At 42.5% G+C, this 24,711-nt stretch carries 26 protein-coding genes and 2 pseudogenes; 26 read left to right on the top strand and 2 right to left on the bottom strand.

Annotation, left to right across the window (positions count from 1 at the left end; genetic code table 11):
* Positions 1–417 precede the first annotated feature (417 nt).
* Both lepB and HGH47_RS09070 read left to right on the top strand, forming a co-directional pair.
* Positions 418–2,148 (top strand): signal peptidase I, encoded by a 1,731-nt coding sequence (gene lepB / locus HGH47_RS09065; RefSeq protein ID WP_212565960.1) that lies wholly within the window; start codon positions 418–420, stop codon positions 2,146–2,148.
* Positions 2,149–3,321, top strand: a complete 1,173-nt coding sequence (locus tag HGH47_RS09070) for a thymidine kinase (protein ID WP_212565961.1) — start codon at positions 2,149–2,151, stop codon at positions 3,319–3,321.
* A 114-nt stretch (positions 3,322–3,435) separates the two neighbouring features.
* On the opposite strand, the gene HGH47_RS09075 is transcribed toward HGH47_RS09070, so the two are convergent.
* Entirely contained in the window at positions 3,436–4,044 is a 609-nt protein-coding gene (locus HGH47_RS09075; RefSeq protein ID WP_432911910.1) for an ATP-dependent Clp protease proteolytic subunit, read from the bottom strand.
* Between the two features lie 229 nt (positions 4,045–4,273).
* Here HGH47_RS09075 and HGH47_RS09080 point away from each other — a divergent pair, with 229 nt between their 5' ends.
* The 10 genes and pseudogenes from HGH47_RS09080 (at position 4,274) to HGH47_RS09125 (ending at position 11,932) form a co-directional block, all read left to right on the top strand.
* Positions 4,274–5,365 carry a BMP family lipoprotein gene (locus tag HGH47_RS09080; protein ID WP_432911912.1) on the top strand — a complete coding sequence of 364 codons (1,092 nt, stop codon included), beginning with the start codon at positions 4,274–4,276 and terminating at the stop codon, positions 5,363–5,365.
* 134 nt (positions 5,366–5,499) lie between these two features.
* The gene (locus HGH47_RS09085; protein ID WP_432911914.1) at positions 5,500–7,005 is read left to right on the top strand and encodes an ABC transporter ATP-binding protein; all 1,506 of its coding nucleotides are present in this window, start codon (positions 5,500–5,502) and stop codon (positions 7,003–7,005) included.
* On the top strand, positions 7,005–8,105 hold the full coding sequence (locus tag HGH47_RS09090) for an ABC transporter permease (protein ID WP_432911916.1): 1,101 nt from the start codon (positions 7,005–7,007) through the stop codon (positions 8,103–8,105). Before HGH47_RS09085 ends, HGH47_RS09090 begins: the two co-directional genes overlap by 1 nt.
* A 3-nt stretch (positions 8,106–8,108) precedes the next feature.
* Entirely contained in the window at positions 8,109–9,041 is a 933-nt protein-coding gene (locus HGH47_RS09095; protein ID WP_016670449.1) for an ABC transporter permease, read from the top strand.
* Between the two features lie 446 nt (positions 9,042–9,487).
* Positions 9,488–9,982 (top strand): hypothetical protein, encoded by a 495-nt coding sequence (locus tag HGH47_RS09100; RefSeq protein ID WP_212565966.1) that lies wholly within the window; start codon positions 9,488–9,490, stop codon positions 9,980–9,982.
* A 129-nt stretch (positions 9,983–10,111) separates the two neighbouring features.
* A complete protein-coding gene (locus HGH47_RS09105; protein ID WP_212565967.1) occupies positions 10,112–10,333 on the top strand; it encodes a hypothetical protein in 222 nt (73 codons plus the stop codon).
* Positions 10,333–10,734, top strand: coding sequence for a type II toxin-antitoxin system tRNA(fMet)-specific endonuclease VapC (vapC, locus tag HGH47_RS09110; RefSeq protein ID WP_162662476.1), 402 nt, complete (start codon positions 10,333–10,335; stop codon positions 10,732–10,734). The genes HGH47_RS09105 and vapC (HGH47_RS09110) overlap by 1 nt, the downstream gene beginning before the upstream one ends.
* A 149-nt stretch (positions 10,735–10,883) precedes the next feature.
* Positions 10,884–11,147, top strand: a complete 264-nt coding sequence (locus HGH47_RS09115; RefSeq protein ID WP_432911922.1) for a type II toxin-antitoxin system Phd/YefM family antitoxin — start codon at positions 10,884–10,886, stop codon at positions 11,145–11,147.
* A gap of 3 nt (positions 11,148–11,150) precedes the next feature.
* A pseudogene (locus HGH47_RS09120) lies at positions 11,151–11,459 on the top strand (type II toxin-antitoxin system RelE/ParE family toxin).
* Between the two features lie 32 nt (positions 11,460–11,491).
* Entirely contained in the window at positions 11,492–11,932 is a 441-nt protein-coding gene (locus HGH47_RS09125) for a DUF5680 domain-containing protein (RefSeq protein WP_212565969.1), read from the top strand.
* Between the two features lie 299 nt (positions 11,933–12,231).
* Here the strand turns inward: HGH47_RS09125 and HGH47_RS09130 are convergent.
* Positions 12,232–12,633 (bottom strand): annotated as a pseudogene (locus HGH47_RS09130) (hypothetical protein); the annotation flags it as partial.
* 363 nt (positions 12,634–12,996) lie between these two features.
* On the opposite strand from HGH47_RS09130, the gene HGH47_RS09135 reads away from it, so the two are divergent.
* The 14 genes from HGH47_RS09135 to secG all read left to right on the top strand — a co-directional run bounded on the left by HGH47_RS09135 (position 12,997) and on the right by secG (position 24,625).
* A complete protein-coding gene (locus tag HGH47_RS09135; RefSeq protein WP_212565971.1) occupies positions 12,997–13,194 on the top strand; it encodes a type II toxin-antitoxin system VapB family antitoxin in 198 nt (65 codons plus the stop codon).
* The gene (vapC, locus tag HGH47_RS09140; protein ID WP_212565972.1) at positions 13,191–13,625 is read left to right on the top strand and encodes a type II toxin-antitoxin system VapC family toxin; all 435 of its coding nucleotides are present in this window, start codon (positions 13,191–13,193) and stop codon (positions 13,623–13,625) included. Before HGH47_RS09135 ends, vapC (HGH47_RS09140) begins: the two co-directional genes overlap by 4 nt.
* A 43-nt stretch (positions 13,626–13,668) precedes the next feature.
* Entirely contained in the window at positions 13,669–13,908 is a 240-nt protein-coding gene (locus tag HGH47_RS09145; RefSeq protein ID WP_432911927.1) for a hypothetical protein, read from the top strand.
* A 15-nt stretch (positions 13,909–13,923) separates the two neighbouring features.
* Positions 13,924–14,358 carry a YkvA family protein gene (locus HGH47_RS09150; RefSeq protein ID WP_016522667.1) on the top strand — a complete coding sequence of 145 codons (435 nt, stop codon included), beginning with the start codon at positions 13,924–13,926 and terminating at the stop codon, positions 14,356–14,358.
* A 4-nt stretch (positions 14,359–14,362) separates the two neighbouring features.
* Positions 14,363–14,845 carry a hypothetical protein gene (locus HGH47_RS09155; RefSeq protein WP_212565974.1) on the top strand — a complete coding sequence of 161 codons (483 nt, stop codon included), beginning with the start codon at positions 14,363–14,365 and terminating at the stop codon, positions 14,843–14,845.
* 132 nt (positions 14,846–14,977) lie between these two features.
* On the top strand, positions 14,978–15,424 hold the full coding sequence (locus HGH47_RS09160) for a hypothetical protein (protein WP_212565975.1): 447 nt from the start codon (positions 14,978–14,980) through the stop codon (positions 15,422–15,424).
* Positions 15,425–15,922: 498 nt separating this feature from the next.
* Entirely contained in the window at positions 15,923–17,272 is a 1,350-nt protein-coding gene (locus HGH47_RS09165) for an acetate kinase (protein ID WP_432911932.1), read from the top strand.
* A 443-nt stretch (positions 17,273–17,715) separates the two neighbouring features.
* Entirely contained in the window at positions 17,716–19,761 is a 2,046-nt protein-coding gene (locus HGH47_RS09170; protein ID WP_432911935.1) for an InlB B-repeat-containing protein, read from the top strand.
* 174 nt (positions 19,762–19,935) lie between these two features.
* Positions 19,936–20,829: an Rpn family recombination-promoting nuclease/putative transposase gene (locus HGH47_RS09175; RefSeq protein WP_432911938.1), complete on the top strand. Its 894-nt coding sequence runs from the start codon at positions 19,936–19,938 to the stop codon at positions 20,827–20,829.
* Positions 20,830–21,170: 341 nt separating this feature from the next.
* The gene (locus HGH47_RS09180; RefSeq protein ID WP_432911941.1) at positions 21,171–21,434 is read left to right on the top strand and encodes a hypothetical protein; all 264 of its coding nucleotides are present in this window, start codon (positions 21,171–21,173) and stop codon (positions 21,432–21,434) included.
* 74 nt (positions 21,435–21,508) lie between these two features.
* Positions 21,509–21,829: a HigA family addiction module antitoxin gene (locus HGH47_RS09185; RefSeq protein ID WP_212566516.1), complete on the top strand. Its 321-nt coding sequence runs from the start codon at positions 21,509–21,511 to the stop codon at positions 21,827–21,829.
* A 458-nt stretch (positions 21,830–22,287) separates the two neighbouring features.
* On the top strand, positions 22,288–22,845 hold the full coding sequence (locus tag HGH47_RS09190; RefSeq protein ID WP_212565981.1) for a GNAT family N-acetyltransferase: 558 nt from the start codon (positions 22,288–22,290) through the stop codon (positions 22,843–22,845).
* A 44-nt stretch (positions 22,846–22,889) separates the two neighbouring features.
* Positions 22,890–24,164 carry a serine--tRNA ligase gene (gene serS, locus HGH47_RS09195; protein WP_212565982.1) on the top strand — a complete coding sequence of 425 codons (1,275 nt, stop codon included), beginning with the start codon at positions 22,890–22,892 and terminating at the stop codon, positions 24,162–24,164.
* Positions 24,165–24,226: 62 nt separating this feature from the next.
* Positions 24,227–24,625 carry a preprotein translocase subunit SecG gene (gene secG / locus HGH47_RS09200; protein ID WP_212565983.1) on the top strand — a complete coding sequence of 133 codons (399 nt, stop codon included), beginning with the start codon at positions 24,227–24,229 and terminating at the stop codon, positions 24,623–24,625.
* The last annotated feature ends 86 nt before the right edge of the window (positions 24,626–24,711 follow it).

A 24,711-nucleotide genomic window follows, 5' to 3' on the forward strand; every position in this document is an offset into this window, starting at 1 on the left:
GTTGTTGGTGAGCTGTTGGCGGGTTGTCGCGGACAGTGGTTTTTTTATACTTTTTTCTTTCATTTTGTCAAGTATCTCCTTTTGATAATAGAATTATACATCAACTACTGCATTACATTGAATACCGTGGAGACCGTCCGTGTTAGCAGTGAATAATTGCTAGAAAATCCGCTGTAATTATGGGGGTACTTCACTTGTAGGATGCGCAGCAAGCAAACGCTTGCCAATAGAGAAATGCTGATATTATGAGTCCCCGTATCAGCTTTCTCTAATTAGGAATAAATACTATCATTTTATTATTAACTGTTCAAGGTACGGCGTACGAAAGTACAGCAATGCTATGAACAATGCACAAATCGAAAAATTGACATTCTGAATGATAACCGCTACAATAAAAAATCATTTACGAGGTAATCCATGGTGATATTTTTCCGTATTTGTACGGGACTGTCTTTTATTTTTTCACTTTTATTAGTTGTCAATAATATACACGGCTTAGCCATTACGGGGAGCATTGCCGGTATCGTTTTTTCTGCGGCGCTTGTGTATTCGCAATTGCAATTAAAGCGGAAAGGAACTTACATCTCGCTGGTTATCACAAGAAAGCTCTTTGATTACTGGCCGTTTGTTATGATTGCCTGTTTTATCTGCTCCCGTGCACTTGTAGAACATTCACCTTATATGTTGGATGCCATTCTTGCACTGCTGTGGTTCGGTATCGTTATTTTAAAAGCCGTTACCGTTCATTATCTGAAAAATAAAAATTTAAAAAAATATTTTCCGGATATTCAACCCATTCAATTAAAGAAAAAGATGTTTCCACGCAAGGGTAAAAAAGGCGGCGAAATACTAAAATCACTATTCATTGAATTACTCGAATGGGTCGATGCCGCTTTTTATGCAATCTTTTTTGTGCTGCTCGTCAATATCTTTATCTTTCAAGTATACCGCATTCCTTCGGAATCTATGGTGCCTGAATTTATGATCGGCGATACGGTGATCGGCGTTAAAACCCCTTCGGGGCCTGCTTTCCCGCTTTCTTCTTTTAGACTTCCTCAGTGGAAGCACTACAAACGCGGCGACATTGTTATCTTAAATAATCCGAATTATCCCAATACGCCCAAGGCGCGGCTTAAAACTTTTATGTCGCAGCTGGTATATATGCTCACCCTTGCGCAAGTTAATATCAATACTGATGATAATGGCAAACTGAAAGCGGATCCGCTGGTAAAGCGGGTTACGGGGCTTCCCGGCGAAAAGCTGATGCTGGTCGACGGGGTTTTGTACGTTAAACACCGCGGCGATACCGAATTTTTACCGGTAGAAGAAGATAGTCTCTATGCACATTGGGATTTAGCGAGTCTGCCTGAATCGGAGCGCCGTTTAATCAAAGACATATACATCGGCGCCGAAGAACTGCGTGTGCTGGAAGCGGTTGAATCGCAGCGGAAAGAACTCAACTTAGCCGATGCGGTACGGCAAACCGAATCGCTTATTAGACGTCTTGCTCTCTTAAAAGATAATAAGGATACGGCGGCAGCTGCAGATTTCTTGCGAGAATCCGAATATGAAATGAGTGCACTCTTCCGTGCCAACGATACGATAAGCCGCGAAATTTTAACCACCAACGGCGGGCTTGCATGGTTCCGCAGCTTTATGACAGGGTGGGTACCCTATTGGCAAAGCGGCGATACTCAGCACGCTTCATTATACGAAAAACGGTTTGCGCAATTAAATGCGCTTATCAAACTCTGCTTCGGTAAAATCGTTATCCGCAATATCGAGCTATTCCGCGCAAACGCTACGGCGGAGCAATTCATCAACGACGAAGTGCGAAATAGGCTTTTGCAAGAAGCGCAAAATTACGCCTTTTATCTTGTATGGACTAATCAGCGCAATATGAATGTCTTCCCTGCCGGAGCGGATGAGTACATTCCCGAAAACGCATATTTTATGATGGGCGACAACCGGTTCAATTCAACCGATATGCGCCATACCACTGTTTTTAAATTAACTTCTGTTGATAAAAACGATGCGCAATCAATTCGATTTTTAAGTAATATCGAACCGAAATATGTCCCTGCAGAAAAAATACTCGGCACAACAATACTGCGGGTATTTCCCTTCTCACGATTTGGAGCTTTATAAATGCAATTGGAACCCGCACAAGAACAGATTAACGCTTGGTTTAAAAACCTTGGTTTTCCTTCTTTATTGATGCATGAGCCGAAAGCTCATTTTGACTTTACTACTGCCTCTCGCCGTATTCTGGTGGTCGGCCCGATGGGTTCGGGAAAAACAGAATATGCGGGGAACGTATGGCGGGATGCGCAAGTTGCCCGTACCAAAAGCGGCGCCGTGCAAAAACTGACCAGCGGTGCAAACTCTCAAAAAGACTTGTTTGACCCTGCAAGCGGCATCGGTTCGGCGGATAGACGGTACACGTTTTTTGCGCGCTACAGCCTCGATAAAGAACGGTTCCCCGATTATCCTGATGACGCGCTTGCTTACCGCGGCGGTTATCAACGGTGTGGAGAAAATATCGCGACGGTCGGCAATTCGTTTGCGCTTGAAAAACTATTGCAGGAAAACCCGCACATCGGTACGTGGATTATCGACGAGGCGGCTTTCTACGACGAACGGCTTGCATACGTGATTAAAAAGGAAAGCGACCGGCGCGGGCTTGTGTTTGTTATGCCGACCTTGCTATTAAACTTCCGCGGCGAAATCTTCAATGCGACGGCGCGGCTCTTAGTGGAAACAGCGACGGAAATATATCCGTTCTCCGCCTATTGCGAACATCCCGATTGTCTGCAAAACGGCTACAACACCTATCGTTATTATATTGTAAACGGTGTTGAATGTCCCGCACTCTATTTTGATCCGCTGATTATCATCGGCGGAGACCGCAAAAAAGAAGATCCCTTCGAGCCGAATTACTGTACCCGCTGCGACCAGCATCATTTTCTACCCGGCAAGCAATACACGTTCTTTACGTTAAAGCCGCTCGGAATAGAAGCAAGCAGAGGAAATATGCAGCCGCTTATGCAGGAGCTGGCAGCAATTCAAAATGATATGGAGCATTCCGTATTATTCAATACATTTAAGGCTGAATACCTCGACTGTGCCAATCCTTCGCCGGAACGGATCAATGCTCTCCGCGTTCCCTGTATTGCGGAGCGGGCGCTCATCTTCCTTTTTGCCGAACAGAACCTGCTCTCCGCCGATCAAATGCGGACATTAGTAAAAGAGCTGCACTTAAATAAGGAATATCTTGATAAGCGGCTGTCCGATAACAAACGGCCGCTTGTGTGGAACTGAACAGACGGCTCTAAAATTGAAGTCAACCATGTAGATTAAGAGCCGCCTGTTATCCATGTGAAAGGGTTAGTACCTGACGTTTTACGGCTATACACTGCGTCAAGGATGCTGTTTTTATTTTTTGGGAAGGTCGCTGCGGGTTTTAATGACCTGTAAGATCAGCCCGTAAGAGACTGCTTCATCAGCCGAAAGCCAATAGTCACGGTCGGTATCCTTTGCAACGTCCGCTACATCCTTACCGGTTTCTTCGGCGATAAGCGCATTTATTTTTGCACGGATTTTTTCGATTTCTTTTGCATGGATTTCGATATCCGTCGCGACCCCTTTGATGCCGGATAACGGCTGATGGATGAGGTAGTGGCTGTTCGGGAGCCCGAGCCGGTAGTTTTTCGGCGCCGCTAAAAGAATAAGTGCGCCTGCACTGGCTACTAATCCCATACCGATCGTATAAACCGGCGGTTTGATAAACCGGATCATATCAAAAATCGCAAAACCGGCATCAACATCTCCTCCAGGAGAATCGATATACACATAAATCGGTTTTGAAGCGGAATCGGCTTCAAGTATCAACAGCTGACGGATAACCTTTTCTGCCAGTTCTTTATTCACTTCACCCGATAAGATAATTTGACGAGTGTTCAGGAATTTTTGCATCAGCTGCTCATTCGCGCTATCGTTTGTTTTTTCTTTTGATGTTTCTTCCGCGTTATAAAAAGTATTCATTCAGCCGCCCTTTATAAGTTTAAATAAAAATACGGTTACCATAAAAACCGTTGAGGTTCTAACATACTAAAAAAAATCGCTTTAGTACAGCGGCAAACCGGATTAGATTATTCTGCGGAGCTGTTAAAAAAACTCTGATGCGATTACTCTACATTAACTCAGTATTAACGATTTGACACGGCATTTCTATTGAGGTATACTTACTCAACTTATTTGAGGAGGCGCAAATATGCGAAAAATAAGCTTAAAAACAGTACTGGGAACAGCTCTACTGGTATTCAGTGCGTTTGTCATTTGCTCATGTACAAAGAGCGAAGAAACGGCAAAGAAAGCTATGAAAGTCGGTATGGTTACCGACGCGGGGACGATTGATGATAAATCATTCAATCAGGGAACATGGGAAGGTATTATCCGCGCAGAAAAAGAACTCGGCGTTGAAATTAAATACTTAAAGCCGGTCGGGACAACCGAAGCGGACTATGTAAAAGAAATTTCCAACCTTTATGATTCAGGATATAAATTCATCGTGTGCCCCGGCCTTAAGTTTGAAACCGCAATTTTCAAGGCCCAGACAAAATATCCTGATGCAAAGCTCGTTATCATCGACGGTAACGCTCACCCGGCCGATTCTTATGATGCTCAAAACGGACCGAATACCATCGGTATTCTCTTTGCCGAACAAGAAGCAGGCTTTGCCGCAGGACTTGCCGCAGCGCTCCAGTTGCAGGAAGGTCGTTTCGGCTTTATCGGCGGTATGGAAATCCCGGCTGTCCAGAAGTTTAACTGGGGATGGCAGCAGGGTATCAAATATGCCAATGAAAATCTCGGAACAAACATCGAAATGCATCCGGAAGACTTTGTATATCAGGGGACATTCAGCGATATCGCAGCGGGACAGCAGATTGCAGCTTCTATGTTTGACCGCGGCGTTACCTGTATCCACGCGGCGGCAGGCGGTGTCGGCGTTGGCGTTATCAACGAAGCAAAAGCACGTCGTCAGGTTGGAAAAGACGTATGGGTTGTCGGCGTTGACGTCAATCAGTATAACGAAGGATTACTCCCCGACGGAAAATCGATCATCCTGACCTCTGCAATGAAGTATGTCGATCGTGCGTCCTATGATATGATCAAAGATGAACTCGACGGAAAATTCAAGGGCGGAGCCACACTTGTATTGACTGCTAAAGAAGATGCGGTCGGTATTCCTCCTGAAAACCCCAATCTTTCCGATGATGTACAAAAGAAAGTAGATGAAATTTATCAGCAGATCAAATCGGGAGCCATCGTCGTTGCCGACAAGCAGGGCGATTTGTTCCGTTAATCGATAATCGTTTTTTGTGAATCCGAGGCTGTATGAGTGCATATACCTCGGATTTTTCTTTGTTCGTTAATTAGATAAAAGTTTACAGTGTAAATAAAGGAAGGCCTGATCTGTCTGAACAATATGCTATCGAAATGCGCCATATCCGCAAAGAATTCCCCGGTATTGTTGCAAATGATGATATAACATTGCAGGTAAAAAAAGGGGAAATCCACGCAATTCTCGGGGAAAACGGCGCAGGTAAATCCACCCTTATGAGTATCTTATTCGGTTTATATCACCCCGATGCGGGAGAAATCTTCGTAAACGGTAAGCCGGTAGTTATCAATAATCCGAATGATGCCAATGAACTCGGTATCGGTATGGTACACCAGCATTTCCAGCTTGTACATAACTTTACCGTTACCGAAAATATTATCCTCGGGAAAGAAGGCGGCTTTTTTCTTGACCTGCATAAGGCCGAAAAAAAGATTAAAGAATTAAGCGCCCGCTACGGATTACAAATCGATCCGAATGCACGCATTATGGATATAACGGTCGGTATGCAGCAGCGCGTAGAGATTTTAAAAATGCTGTACCGTGATGCGGAAGTGCTGATCTTTGACGAACCGACCGCTGTCTTAACTCCGCAAGAAATTGAAGAACTTATCCAAATAATGAGGAATCTGGTAAAAGAAGGAAAATCCATTATCCTCATCACCCATAAATTACAGGAAATTAAGGACGTTGCAGATCGCTGCACCATCATACGGAGAGGAAAACTTATCGACGTGATAGACGTTGCGACTACTTCCAAAAATGAGATGGCGGCAAAAATGGTCGGGCGTCCGGTTGAATTTAAAGTACAAAAAGCCCCCGCCCAACCCGGTGAAGTAGTGCTTGATATACAACACCTCAAAGTTATCGGGGCAAAAAAAGTACCTGCTGTCAACGATTTTTCGCTGCAAGTACGCAAGGGTGAAATCGTCGGTATCGCAGGTGTAGACGGGAACGGACAAAGCGAGCTTGTTCATGCACTTTCAGGCTTAATGCCGGTCGCGGAAGGATCTGTTCTGCTTTGCGGTAAGGATATTACCCAAACTTCAATCCGCGAACGTAACGAATCAGGTATGGGTTTGGTTCCCGAAGACCGCCAAAAGCACGGGTTGGTTATGCAGTATTCCATTGCCGAAAACACGATTATTAAATCGTACTACAAAGAACCTTTCCAAAAGCACGGCTTCCTGCATAAAAACAAGATGTTCTCATTTGCAGGCGATATCACCAAACAATTCGACGTCCGTTCGGGTGAAGGCGTTTATTCCGCAGCACGCAACTTGAGCGGTGGAAATCAACAAAAGGCTATCCTTGGCCGCGAAATTGCCCTTGACCCCGAATTACTGATTGCCGTGCAGCCTACCCGCGGGTTGGACGTCGGCGCTATTGAAGCAATCCATAAAGAATTGGTAAAGCACCGCGACAGAGGACGGGCAGTTTTACTCATTTCCTTTGAGTTGGACGAAATCTTCAACCTATCGGATCGAATTGCGGTCATGCACCGCGGCGCATTAACCGGTATTGTCCGCCCGGAAGAAACCACAGTCGAAGAAGTAGGCTTGATGATGGCTGGGGACAAGCACAAACATGGAGGCCAACAGTGATGATAAAAAAACACACGGCGCTTGCGGATAATACCCTCGTAATCAGCCTTTCTGCCGTATTGCTCGGTTTAATTGCAGGAGCAATTCTCATCGTTTGTATCGGTGAAAACCCTTTTATTGCCTTTAGCTATCTTTTTCGCGGCGGTTTGATGAACATCGAACGTATCGGGAATACGCTTGCAACGGCAACGACGCTTTTGTTGGTCGGCCTTTCCGTCTCATTTGCATTTAAAACCGGTCTCTTTAATATCGGAGGTTCGGGGCAAATGCTGATCGGCGGATTGCTCGGCAGTATGTTTGCGTTGTCGGCAACGTCCATGCCCCGCCCGCTCTTTTTTATTTTACTGATTCTTATCGGTGTCGCAGGCGGTGCGGTTTGGGGTCTCGTTCCCGGTCTATTAAAAGCTCTGTTCAATGTACACGAAGTCGTTTCCACCATTATGATGAACTGGATTGCCTATTGGTTGGTCTTTTATATCGTACCGGGTTACTTAAAAGCGGAATATCTGGAAACGGAAAGTAAATCCATTGCAGTTGCCCGTTCGCTTCGTACTCCATGGCTTACCAACTTGTTCAGCAGTGAATACGTCAACTACGGTATCTTTCTCGGCATTCTTGCAATGATTCTTCTTAAAATTATTTTGGACAAAACAACCCTCGGCTTTGAATTAAAAGCAGTCGGTTATAACCGCAACTGTGCGGAGTATGCAGGAATTAAAGTAAACCGGAATATCGTTATTTCGATGATGATAGCGGGAGCGCTTTCGGGCTTGGCAGGGCTTACCTACTACACCGGCTATGCGCTGAATATGCAGATCGGCGTAATGCCCTCGCAAGGGTTTGATGGCATCGCAGTTTCTTTGCTCGGCGCAGGGACACCGATTGGAGTTGCACTCAGTTCAATTTTCTTCGGTGTGCTGCACGTCGGCAAAGGCTTTATGAGCGCGAACACTATTGTTCCGCCGGAAATTGCGGATACCATCATTGCGGTTATCATCTACTTTACCGCAACTAGCCTGCTCTTTAAACGGTTCTGGGCCATGATTTCCAAAAAGATACGCACACGCCAAACAGCCGGGCTTTCTGCAGAGGAGGTATAACGTATGTGGCATATTTTAACCTTAATTTTTCCCTATGTAATTGCATACACAATTCCCCTTTTGATTACCTCCCTCGGAGGATTATACAGCGAACGGAGCGGTGTTACGAACCTCGGCCTTGAAGGTTTGATGCTGATCGGAAGTTTTTCCGCAGCGGTAGTCATCAATTTATTGCAGCACTCTGTTCCGGCAGGGATTGTTATTCCAATCGGATTGCTGGCAGCAGCTATAGCCGGTATCCTTTTTTCGTTGCTGCACGCTTTTGCATCGATTACGCTAAAAGCGGATCAGGTTATCAGCGGTACCGCTATCAATATGCTTGCCGCCGCATTGACGATTTATATTGCCCGTACCGTAACGGGATCAGGCAACGTGCGTGTTGCAAGCATCATCCGACAGGACATCCCCGGGCTTTCAAAGATTCCCATACTCGGTCCACTTTTCTTTTCGCAGGCATACTGGAGTACGTGGCTGGTATTGGCGATACTGATTTTATCGTGGATACTGCTGTATAAGACCTCATTCGGATTACGGCTGCGTGCCTGCGGGGAACACCCATCCGCCGTTGCGAGCGCCGGTATCAATGTACACCGGATGCGGTACTTCGCGGTATGTGCGAGCGGTGCGCTTTCCGCATTAGGCGGCGCCATTATCCTCGTAACCTATTCGGGAGAATTTAACGGCAGCGTAGACGGCCTCGGATTCTTGGCTATCGCCGCTTTGATCTTCGGTCAATGGAAACCGTTCGGTATCCTCGGTGCAACCTTCTTCTTTGGATTTGCCCGTACCGTCGCGAATGTTTCGCAGGTTATCCCCGCTTTAAGCGGCATACCGCCGGTGTGGCTCAAGATATTCCCTTATCTCGTTACGCTGATAGCCCTCGTGCTGTTCAGTAAAAACTCCGCCGCGCCTAAAGCAAACGGCGAACCGTATTAAAAAATTATCCCTTTACACCCCGGCGCTCTACGTCGGGGGTGTTGATTGATATAGATTTACAAAGGAATTCAAAATATTACATCTTTTTTCACTTATTGATAACCTCATTTTCTGCCTCTTGCTCGGTTATGGTTTACACCTACATCCTCAACCGCGATGCTCTCGAGGTGCAGATTCCCATAGATAGGCAGTAATTTTTCTTTAACCTGTTTAGTGAAGATAGGCCTAATCCGGCTGTTGATGATGTGTTCCGGTGGATACTATGGAAGAAAGATTAATTGCTTATCTTGTAGCAGTTTAGATTGCAAACGGGTAGTTTTTATGGTATTATGAGGAAAGGTCGAAAAGATGTTAGGTTGATGGCGCAGTGCGCCACTTGCTGTTAGTAAGATAAATCTTCCGACAGATTTTCTCCAAAAAAGGAAATAAAATCATAGGAGGATTTTATGAGAAAACTATTTTTATATCTTGCAATTTTAGCAAGTATTTTTTTTACAAGTTGTGCTACTAGATTAGGAACATTCACTGTTATATCGACCAAAAACATTGAGTGGAGTAGAGCAAATGAATATCAAAGAAATAGCAATAGAGTTCTTGGCGAAGATGTTTGCCATATAGTTGTATTCGTTCCAACAAAAGGGAATATAACTATTGAAGACGCAGTCGATAATGCTTTAGGAAAAGTGCCTGGAGCTGTTGCTTTGGTTGATGCAGTTTTGCGTTCACAGTCCTTTTATATTCCATATGTCTATGGGAAACAAGCATTTATAGTCGAGGGAAGTGCTTTAATTGATCCTAAGTTGGTCGCAAATGATGATAGTAATGAAACAATATACTATCATGGGTATTATGATAAAAACAAGGAGTTTAAGCTATCAAAAATTGAAAAAACTCAGTTTGATAGTATTCAAAAAGATATAGCCCAAAAAGCTTTAGATTAATATTTAGCCAAGTTAATCTTGGCTGAATATTTTGTACGGCGGGGCAATCCCGCCTTTTTTATAATATACTTGTAAACATACTTGATTTTTGCGATAAAATGTTATACTTTTATACTAAGAGGTGCGAAAATGCCGCAATTATCATTGTATGTTACGCAAGAGCAGTTTCTCAAAATTGAAAACGAAGCTCATGCAGAAAAAATGTCGCTTTCAAAATGGGTTGTAAGCAAAATTATGGAAAGGATAGAACCGCATTATCCGGAGGGCTGGGCTGATTTGTTCGGTTCTGTTTCAGATTCGTCATTTACCAGACCGGATCAACCAAAACTTGGAATGCGAGAGGCTTTTTAATGTATTTTGTAGACTCAAACACTTGCATTTACTTTATGAATGGAAAGTATCCGTCTGTTCGAGAAAAATTCTTGTCAGTTTCACCAAAAGAGATAAAAATTTCTTCAGTAGTAAAAGGAGAGCTTTTGCTGGGTGCATTTAAAAGCAAGACAAGAGAAAAGACTACAGAGAAAGTGGAAAAATTTTTAAAGCCGTTTGAAATTGTGGATTTTACAGACAAAATGTCTTACGACTATGCAGAAATCCGAAAAGATTTGGAGCATGCAGGTACACTGATAGGTGCAAATGATTTGCTTATTGCCGCCGCCGCACTGCATGAAAAAGCGACTCTTATTACTCACAATACGAATGAATTTTCAAGAGTAACCGATTTGAAAATTGAAGATTGGGTAGAAGAATGAAAACCTAACACCGTTTTCAAAGCCGACAGCGCAGGCAAGCTGCGTTGCGGTTTAAAACGCAAGTTAGAACGACATATTGCTGACATTTTTCTACAAATTCCTAGATATTATGATAAAATTATGATATTATCTTGATAATGGAGATTCGTATGATGCACATTAGACCTGTTTCAGATCTGCGTAATAAATTTTCAGAAATAGAAAATATAGTTTCAGCAAACAGAAGTCCTGTATTCCTTACAAAAAATGGTTATGGCTCTATGGTTGTGATGAGTCTTGATTTGTACGAAAGCCTTACACATACTATTGAAAGCCAACTTAATGAAGCGGATACTCAAGCGGCATCAACAAATGCTCGTCTTTCGCATGAAGAAGTTTTTTCTCATATCCGTTCCCAAATCAAAATAAGCTGATTGATGGGCAAATATACTTTATGCTACCTTCCTCTAGCCAAGCAGGATTTGAGCGAAATTGTGAATTATATTCAGAATAATTTGGAAAATCCGATTGCAGCAGAAAATACTCTTTCAAAAATTGAAGCAGCTATTCTTGAACGGCTTGAATCTCCTGAATCTTTTGCCGTATGGTAATCAAAAAAACAACGCCCATATCCGTATAGAAAGATTAATGTAGGCAATTATACGGTTTGGTATGTGGTAATTGATCATATAATGGAAGTGAGACGAATTTTATATTCACGGAGGGATGAAGAGACTTTGATTTAAAAATAGCGACTTTACACCGATTGAGGAATAAAATGGACAAGAAACTAATTGAGTTTTTAATAAAAGCTAAACAGAAAACGTATGCAGGAAAAGGATCTGAAACGGTTTCTTCAAGAGAAAAATCACATGACTTAGTATATCGTGAAAATAATTTTATGTATTATGATACCTATCTTGGCGGGGAAAAATTTGCCGGAGAAGAAGCTCTTTGGATTGCAGATAATCCGTATTGGAGCATGAATTATATTGGACGTGTGACTGGAGAAAATTTTAATGTAGATTTTTTGAAGGAAGCATTATTGAATGTTCCTTTTGAAAAACCGTTTAGAGGTCCGGAAAAATATGAAGACGGTAGTTATGAATATAAATGTTCTATAAATGGGAATTTTGATTGGTTTCAAGGGAAAGAAATAATAAGTTTCTGCGGAAAAGAAGTTTATGAATGTTATTTTCATGGCGGGTTGATAAAGTAGAAGCGTTCTAACACCCCCTTCAACGCTGACATTTGTTTTGTCACGAAACTTGCTTGGGCGGTCGCCTCTGGCTCCCTTTTTATGCAACTTTCGCGCCAACTTTGCCGCCGCTTTGCGCGACGGCAAAGGCACAAATGCAGGTTAAGCAGATTTCAAAACTTGTTCAGAGAATCAAAGAGTTATAAGTCCTTCGGACGGTCATAGAGATGTCTTTATTCACGAGTAGTAAAAAATATGAAATATAAATTGCAAGAGGTATTGCCCCAAAAAGGATTTTATGCTATCCGCTGATACGAGCGTTCTTTATACTGCTTTTCTAATATATCGATTGTTTTGACAATCGTTTCCGGTTTCTTATTGGGTATCTTAACTATCAGTTCTTTCCTTGTTACCCGTTCGGTAAGGACTTGCAGACAAGCTTTGCCTTTACCTACCACTTGCATCCATTTCCCAGTGCAAATGCTCACTGAAAAGGTCAGCCTCTGCGCTTTTATTTCTCCTATAGCCGCATCTGGAGAGAACTTATCGTCTGCAATACGCTTCTCTAAATGCTTCAACAGTGCCTGATCGCCTTTAATCTTTAAGTCACGTCCTTTCCATAGTTTCTTGCGCTCAGCATATTCTTGTCCTGTTTTTGCAGAATAAAAGACTTTTTCAAGATAATCGGGTACCTGAGGGTTGCGGCTGAGGTATGCATTTTCAATACGTTTGCGGACGGTGCCCTTTTTTATTTCCCGCTCGATAGTTCTTCTATCCCGCTGTAAGGTCTCTAGCTATTTGTTTTGGCTTGAACTCTTCTTTTAATAAGAGTTCAATACTGTAGCGCTCTCTTTCGCTCAAGTATGTCCGCGTTCTTCTTTTTGTACTACTATCAAGACGGTTCATCTGTTCCTCCTATTATCTTGTTTCACAAACTCATTATAATGGTTTTTCGGTTCAGGTGAACCGTTTTTTTTCTCCTTTTTTGGGCATTTTATTTTACAACTTACCGTAAAAGATACTATACTGTATTTTCCTTGCGATTACACACTATTATGTGTATAATATATGTGTGGAGGTTTAGTATGGCTACGAATCTTGCAATAAGCGAAACACTTCTCGAAACGGCCTATAAGATAGGCGGTTACCATTCAAAGAAAGAAACAGTGAATACAGCCTTAAAGGAGTTTATCCAAAGGCGGCAATCGGAAGAACTGATACAAATGTTTGGCCAGATAGAATATGATTCAGACTATGATTACAAAAAAATGAGAAGCAGATGAATTTTATACTTGTAGATACATCGGTGTGGTCATTGATTCTCAGAAAAAGAGAGCTTTGTCAAAAAGACAAAAATCTTGAATTGTATTTGATCAATCTGATACGAAATGGATGTGTGATAATGCTTGGCCCGATACGTCAAGAAATTTTAAGCGGCATTTCTGATTTAAATACCTTTATAGTTCTGAGGCAGAGGCTTGAAACATTTTCAGACTTTGAAATAACAACAAAGGATTATGAGACAGCTGCTGAATATTTTAATCTTTGCCGGAAACATGGGTTACAAGGTTCTCATATTGATTATTTAATTTGTAGCGTAGCAGTGAATAATAACTTTTCTATACTTTCTTTAGATAAGGATTTTTGGAATTATAAAAAATATATTGATATAGATATTATTAATGAAAATAAATGGGATATAGAAACGTTCTAACACCCGCTTCAACACTGACAAAAGCCTTTGTCATGTAAATTGCTTGTGTCGCTGCGCCGCTAAAGCGGCTACGCTTCTTTTATGCAATTTCCACGCCAAACCCTATACGGGCACGGCAATGCAGGTTCAACGGGCGGTGGAACATCCGCCCGTCGTCAAGCGCACAGCGCCGTCCAACACGCAAATTAAGCTGACGGCGAAGCTCAAAAGCCTTACGGCCTTCTCGCTTCTTGCAGCTTATCCGCCGCCCGTTATGCTCACACGCCTGAATGCGTTGCAGTAATATATGGAGGAATTTGTGTCTGAAAAATTTGATGAAAAGAAAAAAGTTAAAGCAAGTGAAAAATTTGAAGGCTTCAAATCATATCAATATACAGATAATGATTTTGAAAAAGTATTTAAAAATGAAGAAAAGATTAAAGAAAAAGTAAAAAAAGGAAATTTTGGAGAATATGCTGATTATATACCACTTTTCTTTGAAATGTTGAAAGATGTTTTTTCTGGAAAATATAAAGAAGTTCCTGTAGGTGCTATTGCTGCAATAATATGTACACTTTTGTATATTTTATCCCCAATTGATTTAATTTTAGATATTATCCCTGTAATTGGATGGCTTGATGATATTTTTATTTTAGGATTATGTATTCCATTTGTAAAAGGTGATTTGGATAAGTATAAAACATGGAAACAGAATTCGAAAATATTAGACGAAGAATATGCCGAGGAAAAATAGAAATATGGAAATGATCGGAAATAATACTTACCAACTTCCTACTATTCAAGTTTTACCTGATACTGAAGAACGCAAGAATCGAAAAGAAATAGGTTCTGCAAATATGCTTATTAATCAAATTCCCAATATGATTACAGCAGAGCAGTTATCAAAATCTTACAAAGTTATTTTTCCTAAAGGCGTTACAGGAACATTAATGGAAATTAAAAATGGAACAAATGCTGGCTTAAATACAACTAGTATAATTGATGGCTCTGGTAGAATTGTTGGACAAGAGGGATTGCAATCATTATCAAATTTAGTATCTCCGTTAGCAGTTTTTTCAGTGGTTTCAATGATTACCGGTCAATATTTTATGGCTCAAATCAATCAATCGATAAAAGCTCTTACGGAAAATATCGAAGAAGTCCAGCATCAGATTGATACAACACAAGAAGCTTTGATTTTTTCTTCAACAATATTTCTGCAAGAAATAAAAAATGATTAGACTATAATCTTAGAATTAGAGACTTATAGAAATTCTATTATTTCAAATATAATTACAACAATAAACAATCTAACTTCACAAATCTATTATTTTGAAAATAGATTAAATTCAAAAATAAATGAATTAAAAATATTGTTAGAAAGAAATAAAATAGCAGATGGTTCACTTAGAAATGAATTGGGAAGAAATAAAGATTTCTTGAAACTTGCATATGAAACTCGAAGTTGTTTAAAATTGATTGTTCTTTTCTTGTCTTCAAGTATTACAGAAAAAAATGCTGAAGATATAAAGTCTGTATTAAATACAGATGATGATGTTCTCTTTTTAAACACAGTAAAACAGTTAGACTACAAAATTGATATTATAATTCATCAATTAAAAAATGCTTCAAATATAAAAATGCAACAACAAGTAATTGAAATAAAATCAATAATTACAGGTATTAGAGAAATAACTCGGGACAGGTATAATAATTCTATAAAAGCTAATATTGAAAGTACAATCGAAAATATAAGAGAGTTAGATTCTAATGGAAAGATATTTTATATTGAACGTGACAAATTATATATTGAAGAATAGCATAACACCCCTCTTCAATACTGACATTTGTTTTGTCACGAAAGTTGCTTGCTGTGTCTATACGGCACCGCAACTTTCTCGCCAACTTTGTCTTACGCTTCGCGACAGCAAAGGCGCAAATGCAGCTTATCCGCCGCCCGTTATGTGACCAGCCTATCAGCAAGCAGTAATAGATCTATTCAGAATGCTATACCAAAGACGCGATCATGTAGATGATTTAAAAAACTCTATTTTTGCAAGAAAATGAATTATACATCTAAGGAAGTGCTGATTAAAGCGAGGAGCTCATTTACGGCTTATATGCATTCTGTTTGCGAAATTCACTCCATACGAACACTGGAGGAAAGCTCCCGCATCTGAAATATTCCAAGTGGCAGGATTCCTTTTTGACATTCCCCCGATTTCGCTATATACTGAAATCTCATAGGTGACAGAGGTCTCCTAAAAGGGAATCTCTATCGGCATTCTACATTTATTATACATAAATAGGAGTTTTTTATGGTTATTTTGACATTGAACTGTGGCAGTTCTTCGGTAAAGTATCAGGTGTATGATTGGGACAATAAAAGCGTCCTTGCATCGGGCGTTGTAGAGCGGGTAACACAGCCCGGCAGCGGTATTACCCACGAGGCAAAGGGAAAAGACAAATATGTGCTGGAAAGCCCCTGCCCCACCCATACCCATGCGGTTGAACTTATTATCAAAACACTGACGGATTCGTCCGTAGGTGTTATCACCGACATGAATGTGATTAAGGCTGTCGGACACCGTGTAACCCACGGCGGGGATAAGTTTATCAAGTCGGTTATCGTAACCCCCGAAATCCTTAACACGTTCCGTGAAGTACAGGACTTAGGGCCGCTGCATAACCCCGCCAATATTATGGGTATCGAAGCTGCTCAGAAAGTACTGCCGAATGTTCCGCACTGCGCGATTATCGACACAGCGTGGCATCAGACGATGCCCGAAACCAGCTTTATGTACGCCATCCCCCACGAATGGTACGAAAAATATTCCGCCCGCCGTTACGGCTTCCACGGCACCAGCTTCCTCTACACGGCCAAGCGCGCCGCCGTCATCCTCGGGAAAAAGCCGGAGGATACCAATATCGTCATTGCGCATATCGGGAACGGCGCATCGATGTGCTGCGTTAAGCAGGGCAAGTGCTTCGACACCTCGATGGGACTGACCCCATTGGAAGGCTTGGTTATGGGTACCCGCTCCGGCGACTGCGACCCTGCGCTTCCATTCTATATTATGCGCAAAACCGGCATGACGCCGGCGGAAATGGATACCGCCTTGAACAAGAAATCAGGCTTGCTCGGCGTTACCGGACAATATGTTGACCGCCGCGATGTTTCTAAGGCAATGGAAGAAGGCGATAAACGGGCACGGCTCGCCTTTAATATGGAAGTATATCGCTTGCAAAAATACTTCGGCGCCTATATCGCCGCGCTTGGTCAAAAACCGGATGCAATTGTCTTTACCGCCGGTGTCGGCGAATTCGGATTCGATGTACGGCTTGCTGTTTGCGAAGGCTTAACTCATCTCGGCATTAAGATTGATCCCAAGAAGAATGCGCTTGCCCGCACCCGCAACGCGGAAACCTGCATCAGCGCTGATGACTCGCCGGTAAAGATATTCGTTATCCCCACCGACGAAGAGCTCGTTATGACGGAAGATGCGTATGCATTGATGAAGGGTACCTACGACGTGCATACCAAGTTCACCTATTCATTCCAGTCGCCCGATTATGTCAACAAGGCTCGCGCGGAAGGCTTAAAAAAAGACCTTGAAAAGAAACCGGAGCTTGCAAACATCGTCGTAAAGATTCCGGGCACACGGTAAAAAATGTACCGCGCTTTTCCGCCCTATGGCGCAAAAGCGCGAGCAATTTTTATTTCAGAAAAAGCCAACCGTATCAGACAAGTAGATAAACAGCGCAAAATAAGTGAGGTTAGGCGACCATTTGAGCCGCAATGCGGCGAAATTCTGGTTGAATAGCCTCACTTATTTTGCGAGGATATACACAGCAGCCTGATACGGTTGGCTTTGCTAAAATTCGCCATCAGGCAGCGTTCTCCCCTCACTCCCCTTGTCTGTAACCATGGTTCTTTTTAAGCAACCAGAGTTCTTTTTTCATTAAAATTGCTTTATTAAGAAGATTTTTTCTATCATATATGGATAATTGTTAATTGATAATGCGTAATGGGTAATTTGTAATTAAGAATTAAGAATTCATAATTATGAATTACACATTACCCATTACACATTGAATATAGGAGGTTTATATGACAAAATTGAGAATCGGCAAAAAGGCGCACACCTTGAGAGGAGCCGCGGCGCTCATCATAGCTGCATTTTTTACGCTTGCAGCGATGGCTTTTACCGCTTGTAAACAGCCGACGGTGCAAACGGTAACGGCCAAATACAAGGTAACTTTCAACGTAGACGGGGGGGGGGGGGGTACCCTTACCGCAAAGATAGGTGAAACGGAAATAAAGAGCGGTAACGAAGTAGAAGCGAATAAAACCGTAACCTTTACTGCAACGCCTGACACGGGTTACAAAGTAAAGGGCTGGACGCTCGATGGAAAAGCCGTAAACGGAGCCAACGCGTCTTATGCGCTTAAAGTAAGCAAGGCGGCAAACGTAAAGGTGAGCTTTGAAAAGCTGCCTCCCGGCAAAGCCTCGTATACAGTAAAACACTATCAGGAAAAAATAGAAGGCGGCTATCCTGCAGAACCGGCAGAAAGCGAAAATCAAAACGGCACGGTAGGAGCCAACGTCGCATACACGGCAAAAAACTACACAGGCTTTACCTACAAGTCTGCGCTTACCAAAGTAAACAACACCGTACAGACAGAAGGTACGATAAATGCTGACAGCAGCACCGTCGTAGAACTCTATTACGAGCGCAATACGGTGAACGTAACCTTTAAACTTGCAGGCGGCAATGTCAGCGGCAATACGGCCGATATCATAAAAACAGGCAAATACGGAACAGCCTTGACCGCACCCGCTCCCGAACGAGAGGGTTACGCTTTTAAAGGATGGTCTCCCGCTCCGCCTTCCCCTTTAGCATTCCCCGCCATAAATACGGAATACACGGCACAGTGGAAGATAAACAAATACCCCGTAACCTTCAACGTAGACGGCGCCGGAGGCACGCTTAAAGCAAAGGCGGACGGCGTAGCGGAAACGGAAACGAGTCCCATAACCGTCGAGCACGGCAAAACCGTAACCTTTACCGCAGCGCCTGCTGCAGGCTATAGGATAAAAGAGTGGAAGCTCGGCGAAGAGGTCATCGCCGAAGCAGGCACAAACACGGAATACACGCTTACTGTAACAAAGCCTGCCGCCGTCACCGTAAGCTTTGAGCCAAAAAAAGCCCTCCTCACCCTTGCGGCGGGCAAGAACACCGTGAAGGTGAAGGCAAAGACGGCTGACGGCTCTGCGATAAAAGTGGAAGGCTGCACCGTGACCGAACTTGCAAATGACACAGAAACCACACTGACCGTAACAGCCCCAGACAGAAAGCTTACCCTCATAGGGGACATCATCGAGCTTAACTGTAGGGGTGAAGAAACGCCAGGAGGTAACAGACCGCTCATCGCCCTTGACGCCTCAGGCTGTACCGCCTTGCAAAAGCTTGACTGCCGGTTCAATTTTATTACTGAGCTTGACGTGCAAGGCTTAACTGAATTGCAAGAGCTTTACTGCAGAACCAATCAGATACCTGAGCTTAATGTGCACGGCTTAACTGCTTTGCAACAACTTCACTGCAAAGGCAATAAGCTTACCGCCCTTAACGTGTCAGGCTGCACTGCCTTGAAAGAGCTTATCTGCACCAACAATCAGATATCTGAGCTTAACGTGCAAGGCTGCACTGCCTTGTCAAAACTTAACTGTGGATACAATCAGCTCAAGACTCTTAACGTATCAGACTGCGTTGTCTTGAAAGAGCTTGACTGCTCAGACAATCAGCTAACCACCCTCAACGTGCAAGGCTTAACTGCATTGAAAGAGCTTAACTGCGATGAAAATCAGCTTAGCACCCTTAACGTGCAAGGTTGCTCCTCTTTGAAAAGGCTGACATGCTATAAAAATAAGCTTGATGCCGATGCGTTTACAAAGCTCTTTAACGATTTGCCGAAATGGGAAGAAAGCGACGGGGCAAAGGCTATGCTTTACATTGAGAAGACAGGCGTTCCCGAAGGCAACTGCAAAGATTTCACCACTCCCGAAAGCCTTAAAAAAGCCTTTGAGGACGCAAAAAACATAAAGCACTGGAAGATGCAAAAAATAGGTGGAATCGGATTCCCGGAAGACAATTAAGATAATGGGTAATTTGTAATGTGTAATGTGTAATGTGTAATTGATAATTGTGGATTATGGGGTCAGAGGGGAAGCTTTTTCTTTTTATGGAAAAAAAGAAAAAGCTTCCCCTATTCGCTCTCTTTGAACATCCGAGTAAGTTATGCTATACTGCAATAAGTGAGGGAAACTGCTATGAGTACGGCAAACAGAAAGTATAAAGATTCAGTATTCGTTGACCTATTCAGTGAAGATGAAAAGGCTAAAGAAAACTTTTTATCTCTTTACAATGCCTTGCATCATACTAATTTACCGCTTTCCTGTCCTGTAGAAAATATAAGGCTTGATAATATAATGTACATGAACATTGTTAATGATGTTTCCTGCCTTGTAGACGATAAGATTATTGTATTGGCAGAACATCAATCGACAATAAACGAGAATATGCCCTTACGCTTTTTACAATACATCGCAAGACTGTATGAAAAACTGCAAAAACCAACCGACAGGTATTTAAGAACACTATCAAAAATACCGACACCTGAGTTCTATGTATTTTACAATGGCATAGAAGATTATCCGGAAACGATAACGCTCAAACTATCCGATGCTTTTATTACAAAACCTGAACAGGTACCACTGGAGCTGACAGTACGGGTACTGAATATAAATAAAGATAAAGGTGGCGAAATACTCAAGACGTGTAAAACGCTCGACGAATACAGCCTGTTTGTAGAAGAAGTGAGAATCCAAACACAACTCGACCCTGAAAACGGCTTTACTAATGCAGTAAAGATATGTATAGGAAAAGGGATCCTAAAAGAATATTTACAAAGAAAAGCACGGGAGGTAATCAACATGTTAATAGCCGAATATGACTATGATACGGATATTGCAGTGCAGCGGGAAGAAGCAGGCAAAATAGCCTTTGCTCAAGGAATATCTCAAGGAATATCTCAAGGAATATCCCAAGGTTCCCGCCAAAAAGCGCTCGAAACAGCAAAACTGATGAAGCTTGAAGCTTTTGATATTGGTATGATTACAAAGATGACCGGACTCTCGCAAGAAGAGGTAGCAGCGATTAACTAATTGGGTCGTATATATGCGTTTCGCTAAGGAGTTAGGCAAAAAAGTACCGCATGCACGTTAAAAAATATACATCCGTGTATATTTTTTAACTGCGAGTTTAGCCTTACGTCTAAACTCGTTGCTGACTTACACCACGGACATCCGTGTCCGTTCTGATACGTTGAGGATGTTCAGTAGCGGCATCCATGACGGTCCTGAACCGCCTTTTGCAAATAGGCGGAGCAGATGCTAGGAACTTAGCCGAAATAAAGCGGAGACGTATCGGGTATACGTTGAGCATTTATTTCGGCGTAGTGACAACGCAGATGCCCGCATATTTGCGAAAGAGGAGGTAATAAATATTGTTAATAGCCGAATATGATTATGAAACAGATATTGCAGTACAGCGAGCCGAAGAACATGAAATCGCCTTTGCTGAAGGCATTGAACGAGGCATTGAGCAAGGCATTGAACAAGGAATTGAACAAGGTATTGAGCGAGGCTTTTCAGAAGGCTCATACCAAACAAAGCGTGAAACGGCCGTAGCATTTAAGCGCCTTGGAATCGACATTGCTAAAATAGCCGAAGGAACAGGTCTTTCTGTTGAAGAAATCGAAAAGCTTTAGAAGTGCGCAGTAATCAATCGGTGATAGGTAAACAATGGATAATGTGTAATGGAGAATTGTATTTAAGTTTGAAAATGGAGGTGCAGAAAACGTTAGAATCACAGATTATCACTGATGAAGATGAAAAATTACCCAATATTCATCCAGGGGAAATTCTTAAAGAAGATTTTTTAGATGCGATGAACATTTCTGCATATCGTCTGGCAAAAGAAATCAATGTTCCTGAAACAAGAATCTCAGAGATAATTCACGGGAAGCGTTCAATTACTGCGGATACCGCTATCAGATTTTCAAAATTCTTTGGGACGACAGCAGAATTCTGGCTCAATCTTCAGAATCTGTATGATTTAGAAGAAGAAAACAATTGGGAACCTCTAAAAACCTCAGTTTTTTAGAGGTTTTCCTTAGATTTTTTGCGATGTTTTTTGATAAGTCATAACGATGTAAAGACTTATCAAAAATACTCGTCGGGCATCTCTAAAAATCTAACCAAGTTTTTAGAGATGCCCAATAATCATTCCCGAGAATTTGAAACAATAAAAATGCACGCATATGCATAAATTGTCTAACATCCGCTTCAATGCTGACAAACGGGACTATGCCCATTTGCAGATTAAGCGAATGTTAGCAGCCGAATATGACTATGATACGTTGAGGATTTTCAGCAGTGGCACGGATAAATAAGCGCTTCTGAAAATAAACTTTCCGTAAGCCGTTTGAAAATAGACGATGCAGATACGAGGCGCGAGCACAAATTAACCGCAGGCGTATCTATGATACGTTGAGGATTAATTTGTGCGCAGCAACGAAGTAGATGCGCCGTATATTTTCAAACGGAGAAAAGGAGACTAGTATGTACATAAAAAAACTAGTAGGCACCCAATGCTACCTTTCGCCGCTCAATATCGAAGATGCCGAACAGTATGCCGTTTGGCTGAACGACGTAGAAGTCACCGAAAATCTGCAATTAATTTCATCGATTATTCCCGTCGATGGGGAAAGGGAGCTTCTAAAAAAACTCGCTCAAGATCACAATTACGGCATCATCGACAAAGAGACTAATGAGCTGCTCGGCAATGTCGGCTTTATCGATATCAATCACCTTCACCGGACGGCGGAAATCGGTATCTTCATCGGCAATAAGAGCTATTGGGGTAAGGGATACGGGCGAGAAGCGCTGTCGCTGCTGCTGGATTACGCTTTTAAAAAGCTCAACCTGCATAATATTCTGTTACGAGTGTATGACTTTAATCAACGTGCCATTGCCTGCTACGAAAAAGTCGGCTTTAAAAAAATAGGAGAAATCCGTGACGGCTTAATCAGGAATATGGAATATCACAACATTATACTGATGGATATTCTACCCGCAGATTTTTATGAAACAAATCCGCAGTATAAAATTGAAAAATAAGAAAACGCTTGCATAAAGCACAATAACTTCATACAATATCAACTATGCTTGACTATCGATTTATCAAAAATAATTTGGAAGCGGTTAAACAAAATATTATTAACCGCGCTATGCATGCCGATGCAGAGGCTGCCGTCCGCCTCTTTGACGAACGGACTGAAATGACAACTGCATTGCAAGGGCTTCAGGCAAAACGAAACGAAAACTCCCTTGCAATGAAAAAAGCAAAGGATGTCGCAGAACGCAATGCGCTCATCGAAACGGGCAAGGCGATTAAAGCCGAAATCGCGGCTGCCGAAGCAGCTTTAAAAGAAAAAGAAGCGGCACTTGAGGCAGCGATGATGCAGATCCCGAATATGGCGCATCCTGATGCTCCAATCGGCAAGGAAGATACGGAAAACTGCGAAGTAAAACAGGTCGGTACCGTTCCTCAGTTCGATTTTGAACCGAAAGATCACGTGCAGCTGGCGGAAGCGCTCGATTTAATCGACTTCGATGCTGCAACCAAGGTTTCCGGCGTAAAATTCTACTATCTTAAAAACGAGGCGGTGTTTTTGGAGCAGGCGCTGGTGCTGTACGGTTTGAATATTCTGCGCAAGCACGGGTTTACTCCATTTATTACCCCTGACGTTGCAAAAGAAGAAATCCTTCGCGGTATCGGTTTTAATCCGCGCGGAAGTGAATCGAACGTCTATACTATAGAAGACGAAGGCACCTGCCTTGTCGCCACGGCGGAAATTACGCTCGGCGGCTATCATGCGGATGAGATACTCGAAAAGGCAAAACTCCCGTTGATGTATTGCGGGCTTTCACATTGTTTCCGGCGCGAAGCGGGAGCGGCAGGTCAGTTCTCGAAGGGATTGTACCGCGTACACCAATTTACCAAGCTGGAAATGTTCGTATACTGCACCCCCGAAGAATCCGATGCAATCCACGAAAAACTCCGCCTTATCGAAGAAGAAATATTCACCGGTTTAGGCATTGCGTTCCGTGTTGTCGATACCTGCACCGGAGACCTCGGCGCTCCCGCCTACCGTAAATGGGACTTGGAAGCATGGATGCCCGGGCGCAACGGCGGAGAGTGGGGTGAGGTTACCTCCACATCGAATTGTACCGACTATCAGGCACGCCGCCTTAATGTACGGTTTAAAGACGATGACGGGAAAAACAAATACGTGCACATGCTGAACGGTACGGCGATTGCTGTGTCCCGTGCGCTTGTTGCTATTATCGAAAACTATCAGCAGAAGGACGGCAGCATCAAAATACCTGAAGCATTGGTACCCTACTGCGGATTTGATGTCATCAAAAAGAAATAATGCTTGCATAACCCTGTAATTATTTATATAATGAAGGATAATTTACTAAATCTGGAGTATTTATGAGCGGAATAAGTATCGCATTATTGGTGTTTTTTATTATAGTTGCGTTTTTGATTGTCGGACTGGTGTTATTGCAGAATGAAGAAGGAGACAGCTTAGGCGGTCTTTTTTCAGGCGGATCGAATTCCGCTTTCGGCTCACGTTCCGGCAACATATTGACAAGAGCAACGTATACACTGATAACGCTCTTTTTTGTTGTTACGTTCTTCCTTGCATGGTTAAACAAGAGTCCGGGGGATTCCGGTTTACAGCAGGATGCTCAAATACAGCAGGCAGAAACGGCAACAGAATGGTGGAAAGAGGCATCATCCGATGCTAATGGAACCGACAATGCGGAGGATACCGAAACTACTCTTCAATCTTCCGAAGGAACAGCTGCCGAAAACACATCTCATTAAGCAATGTTCTCATATTTAATAACTGTTTAATAACTGTTTCTTGGAATATGTATTCCAATAAGTTGCAACGAGATGAATATAGTGCC

It is taken from the genome of Treponema sp. OMZ 805 (assembly GCF_050937395.1).
Classification (GTDB): domain Bacteria; phylum Spirochaetota; class Spirochaetia; order Treponematales; family Treponemataceae; genus Treponema.